Source organism: Bacteroides sp. 1001302B_160321_D4, from assembly GCF_015667765.1.
Classification (GTDB): domain Bacteria; phylum Bacteroidota; class Bacteroidia; order Bacteroidales; family Bacteroidaceae; genus Bacteroides; species Bacteroides xylanisolvens.
Map to the genome: position 1 here is coordinate 134,288 of NZ_JADPLO010000007.1, position 15,022 is coordinate 149,309.

The 15,022-nt window shown below is 41.7% G+C and carries 14 protein-coding genes; 9 read left to right on the forward strand and 5 right to left on the reverse strand.

Annotated features, from left to right (window positions below; translation table 11 throughout):
• Positions 1–2: 2 nt before the first annotated feature.
• The 5 genes from KFO40_RS04845 to KFO40_RS04865 all read right to left on the reverse strand — a co-directional run bounded on the left by KFO40_RS04845 (position 3) and on the right by KFO40_RS04865 (position 4,367).
• Positions 3–254: an acyl carrier protein gene (locus KFO40_RS04845; protein WP_004305450.1), complete on the reverse strand. Its 252-nt coding sequence runs from the start codon at positions 252–254 to the stop codon at positions 3–5.
• Positions 255–275: 21 nt separating this feature from the next.
• Positions 276–1,499, reverse strand: a complete 1,224-nt coding sequence (locus KFO40_RS04850) for a beta-ketoacyl-[acyl-carrier-protein] synthase family protein (RefSeq protein WP_120144514.1) — start codon at positions 1,497–1,499, stop codon at positions 276–278.
• A 26-nt stretch (positions 1,500–1,525) separates the two neighbouring features.
• Positions 1,526–2,254 (reverse strand): 3-oxoacyl-ACP reductase FabG, encoded by a 729-nt coding sequence (gene fabG, locus KFO40_RS04855; RefSeq protein WP_008020540.1) that lies wholly within the window; start codon positions 2,252–2,254, stop codon positions 1,526–1,528.
• A gap of 1 nt (position 2,255) precedes the next feature.
• Positions 2,256–3,779, reverse strand: coding sequence for a histidine ammonia-lyase (gene hutH, locus KFO40_RS04860; RefSeq protein ID WP_008641972.1), 1,524 nt, complete (start codon positions 3,777–3,779; stop codon positions 2,256–2,258).
• Between the two features lie 156 nt (positions 3,780–3,935).
• On the reverse strand, positions 3,936–4,367 hold the full coding sequence (locus tag KFO40_RS04865) for an acyl-CoA thioesterase (RefSeq protein ID WP_004313074.1): 432 nt from the start codon (positions 4,365–4,367) through the stop codon (positions 3,936–3,938).
• A gap of 314 nt (positions 4,368–4,681) precedes the next feature.
• On the opposite strand from KFO40_RS04865, the gene KFO40_RS04870 reads away from it, so the two are divergent.
• The 9 genes from KFO40_RS04870 to glmM all read left to right on the forward strand — a co-directional run bounded on the left by KFO40_RS04870 (position 4,682) and on the right by glmM (position 14,621).
• Positions 4,682–5,245, forward strand: coding sequence for an L-threonylcarbamoyladenylate synthase (locus tag KFO40_RS04870; protein ID WP_143259075.1), 564 nt, complete (start codon positions 4,682–4,684; stop codon positions 5,243–5,245).
• On the forward strand, positions 5,246–7,039 hold the full coding sequence (locus tag KFO40_RS04875) for a chloride channel protein (protein ID WP_004313072.1): 1,794 nt from the start codon (positions 5,246–5,248) through the stop codon (positions 7,037–7,039).
• 34 nt (positions 7,040–7,073) lie between these two features.
• Positions 7,074–8,045, forward strand: a complete 972-nt coding sequence (fmt, locus tag KFO40_RS04880; RefSeq protein ID WP_049702297.1) for a methionyl-tRNA formyltransferase — start codon at positions 7,074–7,076, stop codon at positions 8,043–8,045.
• Positions 8,046–8,114: 69 nt separating this feature from the next.
• Positions 8,115–8,765: a ribulose-phosphate 3-epimerase gene (rpe, locus tag KFO40_RS04885; protein ID WP_211146138.1), complete on the forward strand. Its 651-nt coding sequence runs from the start codon at positions 8,115–8,117 to the stop codon at positions 8,763–8,765.
• A 76-nt stretch (positions 8,766–8,841) separates the two neighbouring features.
• Positions 8,842–9,084: a hypothetical protein gene (locus KFO40_RS04890; RefSeq protein ID WP_008020549.1), complete on the forward strand. Its 243-nt coding sequence runs from the start codon at positions 8,842–8,844 to the stop codon at positions 9,082–9,084.
• A 119-nt stretch (positions 9,085–9,203) separates the two neighbouring features.
• Positions 9,204–11,297, forward strand: coding sequence for a ComEC/Rec2 family competence protein (locus tag KFO40_RS04895; protein WP_211146139.1), 2,094 nt, complete (start codon positions 9,204–9,206; stop codon positions 11,295–11,297).
• Positions 11,298–11,343: 46 nt separating this feature from the next.
• Complete coding sequence (locus tag KFO40_RS04900; protein ID WP_120144516.1) at positions 11,344–12,381, forward strand: DHH family phosphoesterase; 1,038 nt, start codon at positions 11,344–11,346, stop codon at positions 12,379–12,381.
• A 118-nt stretch (positions 12,382–12,499) separates the two neighbouring features.
• On the forward strand, positions 12,500–13,195 hold the full coding sequence (locus KFO40_RS04905; protein ID WP_015532320.1) for a DUF4827 domain-containing protein: 696 nt from the start codon (positions 12,500–12,502) through the stop codon (positions 13,193–13,195).
• A gap of 37 nt (positions 13,196–13,232) precedes the next feature.
• Complete coding sequence (gene glmM / locus KFO40_RS04910; protein ID WP_151923009.1) at positions 13,233–14,621, forward strand: phosphoglucosamine mutase; 1,389 nt, start codon at positions 13,233–13,235, stop codon at positions 14,619–14,621.
• The last annotated feature ends 401 nt before the right edge of the window (positions 14,622–15,022 follow it).

Consider the following 15,022-nt stretch of genomic DNA (forward strand, 5'->3'; position numbering starts at 1 on the left):
ATTTACTTGGCTTCCTGCATACGGGTGATAACGAGATCGTAGAAGTCCTGGAAGGTTTTGATACCTGCAAAGTCTTGTCCGGTTACATTGAAACCGAAATTCTTTTCTACCAGTACCACCATGTCGACCAAGTCCAGACTGTCCAGTTCAAGAGTTTCCATTAACGGCGCATCCGGCTGGATGACGTCGATGTCTACTTCAAACTCTTCTGCCAGAGTTGTTCTTATTTTCTCGATGATTTCTTCGTTTGTCATATATCTGTTTTCTTTAGTAATTTATTCTTTGATTTGGCGTATAATCAGGGTGGAATTGGTTCCTCCGAATCCAAACGAGTTGGAAAGGAACGTATCAAATTCCAGATTTACCCGTTGGGTAGGTATATTCAACTGTGCGGAAGCCTCGTCCGGTTCCTCGAAATTGAGGTTGGGAGCGATGAAACCGTTATTCATCATGAGGATGGAGTAAATCACTTCACTGGCACCTGCCATCCACATTTCATGTCCGGTCATAGACTTCGTGGAAGTGACATACGGGTGATGTCCTTCAAATACTTCCGCAATGGCTTTCGCTTCGTTCAGGTCGCCTACCGGAGTGGAAGTGGCGTGTGCGTTGATATAACTGATTTGTTCGAGTGCAATACCCGCATCTTTGATGGCCATCTGAAGAGAACGTTTCGGACCGTCCACATTCGGTACGGAGATATGATCTCCATTGGAAGAGAAACCGTAACCGATAACTTCGGCCAAAATGGGAGCTCCTCTTTTTACTGCCGATTCATAGCTCTCTAATACCAGACTGGCGGCTCCTCCACTCGGAATCAGTCCGTCACGTCGTTTATCAAAAGGTTTGGAGGCTTTCTCGGGCTCTGCTTCCTGGGTGGAAAATGCGCTTAGCCCGTCGAAACTGCCGACCGCATAAGGATTTACTTCTTGTGCGCCACCGCAAAGAATACAATCCTGCAATCCTGATTTAATGAGCAGATACCCCATGCCAATAGCATGAGAACCACTTGCGCAGGCTCCGGCAATGGTGAAGTTAACCCCTCTAAGCTTGAAGATAACCGACAGGTTCATTGTCACGGTAGAATTCATCGACTGGAAAATAGAACCGGATCCCACCAACGCTGTATTTTTCTTTTCACGAATGATGTCCACTGCGTTGATAACAGGGGCGGCACTACTATCATTACCATACAAGATACCCACTTCATTAGCTTCGAGAAAAGCCTCGTCAATACCGGCGTTACGGAAAGCCTCCAAAGTAGCGAGATAAGCATATTCTCCTTGTTCCGGCAGGCAGAGACGTTTACGACGATCTAATAGTTTCTTCAAGTCGGGACGCTCCAATATGCCCGTTAATGCAGAAAAATAGCCCAGCTCTTTCCGTACCGGATCTATGCCAATCCCCGATTTCCCATTGTATAGTGAGTCTTTTACTTCATCCAGGTTCTTGCCGATGCAAGAGTAAATCCCCATTCCCGTGATAACAACTCTTTTCATTATTTTGTCTATTCTATGCTTTTGTTTTAAGTATATAGTCCTCCGTTGATGGAAATCACCTCTCCTGTGATATAGGATGAGGCTGGAGATGCCAGAAAACCAACCAGATCGGCAACCTCTTCCGCAGTACCGAAACGTCCTGCAGGAATGTGTTTTTTCCATTCGTTCTCATCAATCCCTTCCGTCATATCCGTGCGGATAAATCCCGGAGCTACTGCGTTGACTGTTACCTTTTTCTTGGCGACTTCTTGTGCCAGTGCTTTGGTCGCAGCTATTACGCCACCTTTGGCTGCGGAATAGTTGGCTTGTCCGGGCATTCCCTGAATACCTGACAAGGATACGATATTGACAATACGTCCATAACGTTTGACCAGCATATTCTTCAATAAAGGCTGTGTCACATAAAAGAATCCGTTCAGACTAATATCGAGCACTTTGTTCCATTCTTCTCCTGTCATCCAGAGCATCAGGTTGTCTTTACGGATGCCCGCATTGTTAATCAGTACTTCGATGTATTCGTCAGGATGTTGTGACGCCCAGTTGTTCAAGGCAAGGGCAATAGCGGCAGGGTCTGTCACATCGAACTTCATGATTTCTCCGTTACTTCCTTTTTCCTGCACTAACTGCAACGTTTTTTCTGCTTCTGCGTCGTTACTCTGATAATTAATCAGTATAAAGTAGCCCATTTCCGCCAGTTTGCAACTGACAGCACGGCCGATACCTCGACTTCCTCCGGTTACTAATGCGTATTTCATTTTATTTATTTTCTTTTTTGAGATAGTCCATCATTCTTTCTATCTCTTTATATTTAGGTGTGTCATTGGTAAATACAGGGAAGAAGCTACGTATCTCTTCATACACCTGCCGGCTTTTGGGACTTAGACGATCCTGTATTTTCAGGTAGTCGATGGCTTGTGCCATTCCCATAAATTGTATAGCCATCACCTGATAAGAATTCTCAATGACTGTTTTTGCTAATAGAGCCGAGTTGGTTCCCATGCTGACAATATCCTGATTATCGTTGTTGTTAGGAATACTGTGCACATACATCGGATTTGATAATGTCTGACATTCGGCGGTAGTGGATGTTGCTGTGAATTGCGAAGCCTGTAAACCGTAGTTCAATCCAAGCACTCCCAAGTTTACAAAAGGAGGCAGGATGCCATTGATACGGTCGTGGAACAGATAATTGATCTGTCTTTCGCAAAGCATGGTCAGTTTGGTCACGGCGATTTTCAGTTTATCCATTTCGAAAGAGATGTAATCTCCGTGGAAGTTACCGCCATGATAAATATTTTGTGTGTCCGGATCGACAATCGGATTGTCGCAGGCGGAATTTATTTCGTTAATCAATACTTCTTCCGCATTCTTCAGCTCATCATAGATGGGACCGAGGATTTGCGGAACACATCGCAAGGAATAATAGGGCTGTACTTTGTGCTCGAAGATTTTTTCTTTGTGCACTTGGTTGTATAGCTCATTCTCTCTTTGAAGTACACATTTACTGCCCGCTACCCATTCTCTCATCATAGCGGCTATCTCTTGTTGCCCTTTGTGATGCTTGGCCTCGTTTAATGCCTGTGCCATGAAATCATCATAAGAGGCGGCAATCTCATTCATCATGACAGAAGCGGCTACCGACCAACGGAGCAGCTTTTTGGCATAAATAAGATTGACGATACCGATTCCTGTCATCACAGAAGTACCGTTTGTGACGGATAATCCTTCGCGGATGCGCATTGAAAAAGGTTGCAGACCGTTTTCCTCAAGCACAGTAGCGGCATCACGCAATTTCCCCTGATAAAAAACTTCCCCTTCTCCTATTAATGTCAGGGCAATATGGGCCAGTTGCACGAGATCGCCGCTGGCACCTACACTTCCATGTTCGGGTATGAACGGATAAATTCCACGGTTGATAAATTCACAGAGAAGAGATACCAGCTCCATGTGTACTCCTGATTTCCCCTGTAGAAAAGTGTACAAACGGGCAATCATAGCTGCTTTTACATAAAGTTCGGGAAGTGGTTTGCCGGCACCGGTGGAATGGCTTCGAATGATATTGTACTGAAGTTCGATCAGCGACTGATCTTCTATCCGGTATTGTGCCATTGGGCCGAACCCCGTATTGATACCATAAATAATCTTATCGCTGGAAAAAGATTGTAGGAAATCGAAGCTTTCCTCTACTTTTCGGATGCATTCTTTAGAGAGTTCCAGCTTCTCATTATCAAACAATACTTTATAAAGGGTATCTAAATTTATACTTTTGTCAGCTATCATTTTCTGTACTAGATATTTTATGCCTTATTAATTAAGGTACAAAAATAGGCAATTTCTGTTATATAGCGGACATGAATTAGAATAAAACTTTTTCCGGAGAATTGGTTTTGCTTGTTTTGTTTCTCATTCGTGAGGGGGCTTTTTCAAAAAATCTATCTATGCTTTTTGCAAGTCCCGTTCTTCATATTTGCAGATCGCCTCTATCCATTCTTCTGTCAGTGGCATGGATTCATGTCTTTCAAGATCGAAAGTAACCATAACAGACTTGCAGATACATTTTACTTCATTCGTTTCTGTGTCGATAACCCGCTGGATCAGGTGAAAGCTTTTGGTGCCTATCTTAGAAACAGCAGTCTGTACGGCGATATGATCGGATGCGAATATCTGTTTGACGAAATCCGCTTCGATATGGACAACGACAATCCCGATCTTTTCCCAATCTACTCCGGGGCATACTGAAGCGAAGTATTCAGTCTTTCCTAAGTCGTAAAAGGAGAAGTAAACTGTGTTGTTGACGTGACCAAATTTGTCTACATCATTGAATCGCAATTGGATAGGTAATGTGTGATGAAATACGATTTCTTCCATTGTTTTCTCTTAAACGTTTTAAATTCGACACAAAAATGGCACTTTTGCTTTCTTGCTTGAAATTGAGGCAAAGATAGAGATTTCTAATGATTCTGCTTTCGGAGATAAGGAAGATTTTCGTTAATAATCGTTTAAAACGAAGTTTTGGGATGTTTGTTCTGTTAGGGAAACACGCTTGTAATAATGTAATAGTTAAATTATTGTCTGCCAATAGTTGATTTTAAAGGGTAATTTAAAAACGTCAGGATAGATTTCACTAAATGGAATAAATGTGTTATTTTTGCGTCTTGTTCTTAACGGAAATTAATCAAGAAATGATAGAAGATATTAAAAAAGCCTGTCAGGTGATGAATGAAGGAGGAGTGATCCTTTATCCCACTGATACCGTATGGGGTATAGGCTGTGACGCGACTAATGAAGAGGCTGTACGCCGGGTATATGAGATCAAGAAACGTGCTGATAGCAAAGCTATGTTGGTGTTGGTGGACTCTTCGGTTAAAGTGGATTTTTATGTACAGGATGTACCTGATGTAGCATGGGATTTGATTGAAGTTGCCGACAAGCCGTTGACGATTATTTATTCCGGAGCACGTAATTTAGCACCTAATTTGCTGGCCGAAGATGGTAGTGTAGGGATTCGTGTGACGAATGAAGATTTTTCCAGAAGACTCTGTCAGCAGTTCCGTAAAGCAATTGTTTCTACTTCGGCTAATGTCAGCGGGCAGCCGGGTGCTGCTAATTTTAGTGAAATCAGTGATGAAATCAAATCGGCGGTAGATTATATCGTTGGCTTTCGCCAGGATGATATGAATAAGCCGAAACCCTCAAGTATTATTAAGTTGGAAAAAGGTGGAGTGATAAAGATAATTCGCGAATAAATGAAGGGAGAAAAACTTAGTTTATTGCAGCGTTGTATCAAATGGCGGGAAGCGAACATAAAGGAAAAGCAATTTATCCTGATATTAAGTTTTCTGGTCGGAATCTTCACTGCGTTTGCCGCGTTAATCTTGAAATTCTTTATCCATCAGATACAGAATTTCCTGACTAATAATTTCAATGCAACAGAAGCTAACTACCTGTATTTGGTATATCCGGTAGTCGGTATTTTCCTTGCAGGTTGGTTTGTGCGTAATATTGTAAAGGATGACATCAGTCATGGGGTCACCAAAATTCTATATGCCATCTCCCGTAGGCAGGGACGTATCAAGCGACACAATATCTGGTCGTCTACTATCGCCAGTGCCATAACCATCGGATTTGGTGGATCAGTCGGAGCAGAGGCACCAATTGTACTGACAGGTTCGGCAATCGGTTCCAATCTCGGGAGCGTGTTTAAGATGGAGCATCGCACGTTGATGCTGCTCGTAGGTTGTGGTGCGGCAGGTGCCATTGCCGGTATTTTTAAAGCTCCGATTGCGGGACTGGTATTTACCTTGGAAGTGCTGATGATTGACTTAACCATGTCTTCTTTGCTTCCCCTGCTGATTTCTGCCGTGACAGCAGCAACTGTTTCGTACATAGTCACTGGTACGGAGGCTATGTTTAAGTTCCACCTCGATCAGGCATTTGAACTGGAACGTATTCCTTTCGTTATCTTGCTGGGAATTTTTTGTGGGCTGATTTCGTTGTACTTCACACGTGCCATGAATTCGGTAGAAGGTGTATTTGGCAAACTCAATAACCCTTACAAGAAACTGGCTTTTGGTGGTGTGATGTTGAGTGTATTGATTTTCCTTTTCCCACCTCTTTATGGTGAAGGATATGATACGATTAATCTTTTGTTGAATGGAACGTCTGCCGAAGAGTGGGATACGGTCATGAACAACTCTATGTTTTATGGCTATGGTAATTTGTTGCTGGTTTATCTGATGCTGATTATCTTATTGAAAGTGTTTGCTTCCAGTGCAACAAACGGTGGAGGTGGTTGTGGTGGTATCTTTGCTCCTTCGCTTTATCTGGGATGTATTGCCGGTTTTGTTTTCTCTCATTTTAGCAATGACTTTGCTTTCTCCGCTTATTTGCCGGAGAAGAATTTCGCGTTGATGGGAATGGCGGGAGTAATGAGTGGTGTCATGCATGCTCCATTGACAGGGGTGTTCCTGATAGCCGAGCTGACAGGTGGATATGATTTATTTCTTCCGTTGATGATTGTATCTGTAAGTTCATATCTGACAATTATTGCTTTTGAACCTCATAGTATCTATTCGATGCGTTTGGCTAAGAAGGGACAGTTGCTGACACATCATAAGGATAAAGCTGTGTTGACGCTGATGAAAATGGAAAACGTGGTGGAGAAAGATTTCGTTGTCGTACATCCGGAAATGGATTTGGGCGAATTGGTGAAAGCAATTGCTGCTTCTCATCGAAATGTCTTTCCGGTGACAGATAAGAAAACAGGTGAATTGTTGGGAATTGTATTGCTCGACGATATTCGCAACATCATGTTCCGGCAAGAACTTTATCATCGTTTCACTGTTAATAAATTGATGATATCTGCTCCTGCCAAAATCTTCGATACGGATGGAATGGAGCAGGTTATGCAAACATTTGACGATACGAAAGCTTGGAATCTTCCGGTTGTAGATGAGGAAGGCCGCTATCAGGGATTTGTCTCTAAATCAAAGATATTTAATTCGTATCGGCAAGTGCTGGTACATTTTTCTGAAGACTAATCCGTGCCTAAGTAATGATAACAGATTTAAAATGATGAAGAAAGAGGACTTAAGAATAGTATATATGGGGACTCCCGATTTTGCGGTAGAGGCCCTGCGTCAATTGGTAGAAGGCGGTTATAATGTAGTGGGTGTGATTACGATGCCCGATAAACCTGCCGGACGCGGACATAAGATTCAATATTCTCCTGTCAAACAATATGCGCTCGAACAGAATTTACCGTTGCTTCAACCGGAAAAGTTGAAAGATGAAGCTTTTGTGGAAGCGTTGCGTGAATGGAAAGCGGATTTGCAGATTGTAGTTGCTTTCCGTATGTTGCCGGAAGTGGTATGGAATATGCCGCGACTGGGTACATTTAATCTTCATGCTTCTTTACTTCCTCAATATCGTGGAGCTGCTCCTATCAACTGGGCGGTTATCAACGGTGATACGGAAACCGGGATTACGACTTTCTTTTTGAAGCATGAGATAGATACCGGAGAGGTCATTCAACAGGTACGTGTGCCTATTGCAGATACGGATAATGTAGAAGTGGTACATGATAAATTGATGATGTTGGGAGGAAAGCTGGTTCTTGAAACAGTAGATGCTATACTGAATGGAACGGTCAAACCAATTCCTCAAGAAGAAATGGCAGTTGTCGGTGAACTCCGTCCTGCTCCGAAGATATTTAAAGAAACTTGCCGGATTGACTGGAACCAGCCGGTGAAGAAGATCTACGATTTTATCCGTGGACTATCACCTTACCCCGCTGCCTGGAGTGAACTGATTGCTTCCGAAAAAGCAGAAAGTGTGGTCGTGAAAATATTTGAAAGTGAGAAAGTTTATGAATCACATCAATTGGCTGCCGGAACAATCGTGACTGATGGCAAGAAATTTATGAAAGTAGCTGTACCGGATGGATTTGTATCTATTCTTTCTTTACAACTACCCGGTAAGAAACGACTGAAAACAGATGAGTTGCTTCGTGGTTATCACCTGGAAGATGGATGTAAGATGAAGTGATTTGACAATAAAATAGAATAAAAAAACCGTCCCGAACACGAGACAATTAGAACCTAAAATAAAAGAATTATGAAACCGATTATCGCTCCTTCTATTCTTTCTGCCGATTTTGGATATTTGGCAAAGGATATTGAAATGGTAAACCGCAGTGAAGCGGAGTGGGTACATATTGATATTATGGACGGAGTATTTGTTCCGAATATTTCATTTGGCTTTCCGGTACTGAAATATGTAGCGAAGTTAAGTAAGAAGCCGTTGGATGTGCATTTGATGATTGTGAATCCGGAGAAATTCATTCCGGAAGTAAAAGCATTGGGTGCTCATACGATGAATGTGCATTATGAAGCTTGTCCACATCTGCATCGGGTGATTCAACAAATCAGAGAAGCCGGGATGCAGCCTGCTGTAACGATCAATCCTGCTACTCCTGTAGCTCTTCTGCAAGATATTATTCAGGACGTGTATATGGTGCTTATCATGAGCGTGAATCCAGGATTTGGCGGGCAGAAGTTTATCGAACATTCGGTAGAAAAAGTTCGTGAACTGCGTGCCCTGATTGAACGGACAGGTTCGAAAGCCCTGATTGAAGTAGACGGTGGCGTGAACCTGGAAACAGGAGCCCGTCTGGTTGAGGCGGGAGCCGATGCGCTGGTGGCTGGAAATGCTGTCTTTGGTGCACAGGATCCGGTAGAAATGATTCGTCAGTTGCACGAACTGTAGTGGATGAATTATAAATATTGGTAAATTAGCTTAGATATAAAATATAAAAGTTACCTTTGTTGGAAAATAAACAAAAATGGGAACTTGGAGTCAACAGCAGGAGGTTAGAAAAGAAACCAAAGAAAGAGATAAGACTAGAAAAGAAAAATTGGCTGGTTATTTTTTTGATCTTTCGAAGCTTTCATTTGCTGGACTTGTGATTGGTATAATTATACCTCTATACGCCAACTTTTTGGATGAAAATAATTGGTACATAGCTGTAACGGGTATTGTTTTGACAACTTTGTCTGCATTATTAGCTAATAAAATATTAAAATGATATGGAAATGTTAGGTTTTGTTTTTACAGTAGGATGTGTGATTGTTGGAGGTATTTATCTGTGGACATTCACTAAGTCGGGAAAGAAGTGGCTGAAGAATCTGTGAAATAACTGCGACATTGTTTCTTTATAACGTCCATCGATATCCATTTATACGCCTGCTTATCCCCTGGATAGCAGGCATTTTTTGTGGAGATCATTTTTTTGACCGTTCATGGGCCCCCCTTTGTGGTATTCTCTTCTTTGGCTTTTTTGCTGCATTGTCTTTTGCTCTTTATTTTCTGAAGCGCTATTCGCTGCGATGGTGTTTTGGGATAGCTATCTCCGCTCTTTGTTTTACGGGAGGATGGCTTGGGATGACTGGACAATTGCAACAGGCTGTCTGCTCTTTTCCGAAAGAAGAAACTGTGTACCGGGTTTTGATAACGGATGCAGCTCAACCAAAAGAACATACTTACCTCTGTCAGGCATTATTAAAAGAACGTCGTGATACTGCGGGCATATATCCGATAGGACATACTGCGGTTCTTTATCTACAGCAAGATTCGTCTGCCTCCCGTTTGAAGAGTGGAGATGAACTGCTGATTTCTGCCCACATTTCTCCTCCTCTCAACAATCGAAACTTTGATGAATTTGATTATGCCCGCTTCCTGATGCGGAAAGGTATTAGCGGAACAGGATATGTTGCATCCGGGAAATGGATAAAATGCGACGGAATGAATAACTTTGACCTCAAAAGTACAGCCAGCTCTTGTAGAAGAAACGTGGTTTCACTTTATCAGGGACTGGGATTCAACGGGGATGAACTGGCAGTACTTTCAGCACTAACAATAGGAGATAAGACAGAATTAAGTGATTCGGTTCGTGAAAGTTATTCGGTGGTCGGTGCAAGCCATATTCTTGCTTTATCCGGTTTGCATATCGGACTTTTATATACAATGCTTTTTTTCATTCTGAAACCTATTGCCCGAAGAGGAAATATAGGTAGATGTGTGCGTTCTGTTTTTCTTCTTGTCTTATTGTGGACCTTTGCTTTTTTTACAGGGCTTTCTCCGTCGGTAGTACGTTCGGTCAGTATGTTTTCGATTTTAGCTATGGCGGATATGGTTGGTCGTGAACCTTTATCTTTAAATACATTGGCGGTAGCTGCGTGGTTGATGTTATTCTGCAATCCTGCATGGCTGTTCGATGTTGGTTTTCAGCTCTCTTTCCTTGCTGTTGCTTCTATCTTGCTTATTCAAAAGCCGATCTACCATTTGATTACCGTGAAAAGTAGAATAGGAAAGTATGTTTGGGGACTCATGAGCGTGTCTATTGCCGCACAAATAGGAACAGCTCCGCTTGTTCTGTTTTATTTCTCTCGATTCTCCGTGCATTTTCTATTGACGAATTTAGTTGTTATTCCTTTGATTACGATTATCTTATATGCTGCTGTCGTAATGCTTCTTCTGACTCCTTTCTCCTGGCTTCAGATAGAAGTAGCCGGAGGTGTTAAGAAGCTGTTGGAAGGACTTAATTTCTTTGTCCGATGGGTAGAACAGCTTCCTTACGCTTCTATAGATGGAATTTGGCTTTATCAGTCAGAAGTGCTAGGTATCTATATTGTCATCGCTCTGCTAACCTATTATTTCATGAATCGCCGATACCGGAATCTGCAAATCTGTCTTTTTTTTATCTTGTTGATGGGGACTTATCATGCAACGCTGTATTGGCTGGATCGTCCTCAAACGAGTTTAGTCTTTTACAATATGCGTGGTTGTCCGGCAGTACATTGCATAAAGAGTGACGGGCAATCCTGGATAAACTATATGGATACTCTCTCCAATGAAAAACGTCTGAAACACATGACAGCTAACTATTGGAAGCGTCATCACCTTCTTCCTCCCCAAGAAATAACGGCTGATTGCCGGCACGCTGAACTTAACCGTCAACAGCAGATTATATCCTATCATGGTTGTCGTGTATGTGTCATAAACGATAACCGTTGGCGAAACAAATCTACCGTTTCTCCGTTATATATTCAGTATCTTTACTTATGCAAAGGATATGACGGTCATCTGGAAGAACTCGCCCAAGTCTTTTCTTTCTCTTACGTCATATTGGACGCGTCCCTCTCGGAATACCGCAAACACCTACTTGAAAGCGAATGCAAGAAATCCGGTCTGCGATTTATCTCTTTGTCTGACGAAGGTTCTGTCCACTTTTTGCTCTAAGTACAAAGATTTATCGTACATTTGCACCTTGATAAAGTTTAAGAGTATGTTGACGAAAGTAATTGAACAAGCCAAAATAGACCATTTTTCCAAATGGTTTGAACGAGCTGACAAAATAGTAATTGTATCCCATGTTTCTCCTGACGGCGACGCTATTGGTTCATCATTGGGATTGTATCATTTCCTGGATTCACAGGAAAAAACAGTAAACGTAATTGTGCCGAATGCCTTTCCCGATTTCTTGCGATGGATGCCGGGCAGTAAGGATATTCTTTTGTATGACCGTTACAAAGATTTTGCCGATAAGTTGATAGCCGAAGCTGACGTAATCTGTTGTCTCGACTTCAATGCACTGAAGCGTATTGACGATATGGCAGATGCTGTGGTTGCATCTCCTGCGCGTAAAATCATGATCGATCATCACCTGTATCCCGAAGATTTCTGTAAGATTGTAATGTCCTATCCTAAGATTTCTTCTACTTCCGAATTGATATTCCGGCTGATTTGTCGTATGGGATATTTCAGTGATATCACGAAGGAAGGCGCAGAATGTATCTACACAGGCATGATGACAGATACAGGAGGATTCACTTATAATTCGAATAACCGGGAAATTTATTTTATCATTAGCGAACTACTTTCCAAAGGAATCGATAAGGATGATATTTACCGTAAGGTGTACAATACCTATTCCGAGAGCCGTTTGCGTTTGATGGGCTATGTACTGTCGAACATGACTGTTTATCCGGATTGTAATTCGGCATTAATCACATTGACAAAAGCCGAGCAAAGTAAGTTTAACTATATAAAAGGTGATAGCGAAGGCTTCGTAAACATCCCCCTTTCCATCAAGAATGTTTGTTTCTCCTGCTTCTTGCGGGAAGATACAGAGAAGCCGATGATTAAAATCTCCCTTCGTTCGGTAGGAACCTTTCCATGTAATCAGTTAGCCGCTGAATTTTTCAACGGTGGCGGACATTTGAACGCTTCGGGCGGTGAGTTTTTCGGAACGATGGAAGAGGCAAAAGCGGTCTTTGAGAAAGCGCTTGAGAAGTATAAACCTTTGTTAACAGCAAAAAGCTAAAGATGGAAGGTTAAAAGTGAATATGGAAAGGTTAAAAGATACGAACTTTCAACTTCCCCCTTTCAACTTTTAATGATTTTGAGATACATTTGTGCGGAATATAGCTAAATAACAGATAATGAAGAAACTTGTATTTTTATTTCTCTCTTTGTTAACCGCCGGAAGTCTGTTCCAGGCATGCGACAATTCGAAGACTTATGCAGAAATGCTGGAAGACGAGAAAAATGCGGTGAATAAGTTCATCAAAGATAATGATATTCGTGTCATTTCACTGGAAGAGTTCGAAAGAGACACTGTTACGGCTTCAAAAGAAGCTGGGGATGGATATGACGAATATGTTGCTTTTTCCAACGGCGTATATATGCAGATCGTAGATCGTGGCGGGAAAGAGGAAGGTGAGAATGGGGTTGAGTTTATTAATGAAGTAGACACTTTTGCTAATAATAATGTCATTTGTACTCGTTATGTAGAAAAGGATATGATGACAGGAGAGGTTACTTGTTTCAATGTACCATTAGAAGAATGGATGGATGCTCCTGATTATTATAAGTTTCCATTAACATTCCGTTATGTACAAAACGCGTCTACTGTTTATGGAATCGTTTTATCCGGTAGTTTGGAATATGATTTATTATGGGTTAATCAAGGTTATGGAACTGCAATTCCATCCGGCTGGTTGATTGCCTTACCTTATTTGCGTAATAATGCACATGTACGCTTGATTGTACCTTCTAAGATGGGGCATACAACTGCACAACAATATGTCAATCCTTATTTCTATGATATCTGGAAGTTTGAGAAAGCAAAAAGCTAAAGCACTAACATTAGATAAATCTTTTAGTTAAAAACCTATGACTCTAATCAAATCTATCTCTGGAATCCGCGGAACCATCGGCGGAGGAGCGGGAGAAGGACTGAACCCGCTTGACATTGTAAAATTCACCTCGGCTTATGCTACTTTAATTCGTAAGACCTGCAAAGCGAAGAGCAACAAGATTGTTGTGGGACGCGATGCCCGCATCTCGGGTGAAATGGTAAAAAACGTAGTAGTCGGCACATTAATGGGAATGGGCTGGGATGTAGTAGATATTGATCTTGCTTCTACTCCGACCACAGAGCTTGCTGTAACTATGGAAGGCGCTTGTGGTGGCATCATCCTGACAGCTTCTCATAACCCTAAGCAGTGGAACGCACTGAAGTTACTGAATGAACATGGCGAATTTCTGAATGCAGCCGAAGGCAACGAAGTGCTTCGTATTGCTGAAGCAGAAGAATTTGACTATGCCGACGTAGATCACTTGGGCTCTTACCGCAAAGACCTGACTTATAATCAGAAACATATCGACAGTGTATTGGCTCTCGACTTGGTAGATGTAGAAGCTATCAAAAAAGCCAATTTCCGTGTAGCTATTGACTGTGTAAACTCGGTAGGCGGTATTATTCTTCCCGAACTTCTTGAACGTTTAGGTGTGAAACATGTAGAAAAACTCTACTGTGAACCTACCGGAAACTTCCAGCACAACCCCGAACCGCTTGAAAAGAACCTCGGTGACATCATGAACTTAATGAAAGGTGGAAAGGCCGATGTAGCTTTTGTTGTAGACCCCGATGTTGACCGTCTGGCAATGATCTGCGAGAATGGCGTAATGTACGGTGAAGAATATACATTGGTTACTGTTGCCGACTATGTACTGAAACATACCCCCGGTAACACTGTTTCTAATTTAAGCTCTACCCGTGCTTTGCGTGATGTAACTCGCAAGTATGGAATGGAATACAGCGCTTCTGCCGTAGGCGAAGTAAATGTGGTAACGAAGATGAAAGCAATCAATGCTGTTATCGGTGGTGAGGGAAATGGTGGAGTAATTTATCCTGCCAGTCACTACGGACGTGATGCATTGGTAGGCATCGCATTATTCCTTAGCCATCTGGCTCACGAAGGAAAGAAGGTTAGCGAGCTCCGTGCTACTTATCCTCCTTACTTCATTGCTAAAAACCGTGTAGACTTGACTCCGGAAATCGATGTAGATGCTATCCTTGCAAAAGTAAAGGAAATCTATAAGAACGAAGAAATCAACGATATCGACGGTGTGAAAATTGACTTTGCTGACAAATGGGTACATTTGCGCAAGAGTAATACAGAACCGATCATCCGTGTGTATAGTGAAGCTTCTACCATGGAAGCTGCCGAAGAAATCGGTCAGAAGATAATGGATGTGATTAATGAATTAGCAAAATAATATCCTGTAAAATAGGATTTTATTTATAACATTTGAGTCTCGTATATCATAAAGATAACTGAATAAGTTGTCTCATTGATATACGAGACTTTTTATTAGGATGATATCCACTGAATGATAATAGTTACTCTTCTCCTTGAGAATTAACAATAAAGTTTCTTTTGATTAAGTCTAAACTTCCTTTCGTCTAATAGTAAACTTCTCTTTTGTTATTTACAAACTTAAAATGAAAGCTTCATTTTTATAAATGCAAGCTTTGTTTTTAAAAACGGAACCTTTGTTTTTATAAATGAAGCTTGCATTTATAGATTGGAAGGGATGAAACAGGGAAAACGCACGAGTTAAAACGCTTTAATAAAGTTGTTTATCAAATTAGTTAGATACTCATCACTCCATCCAGC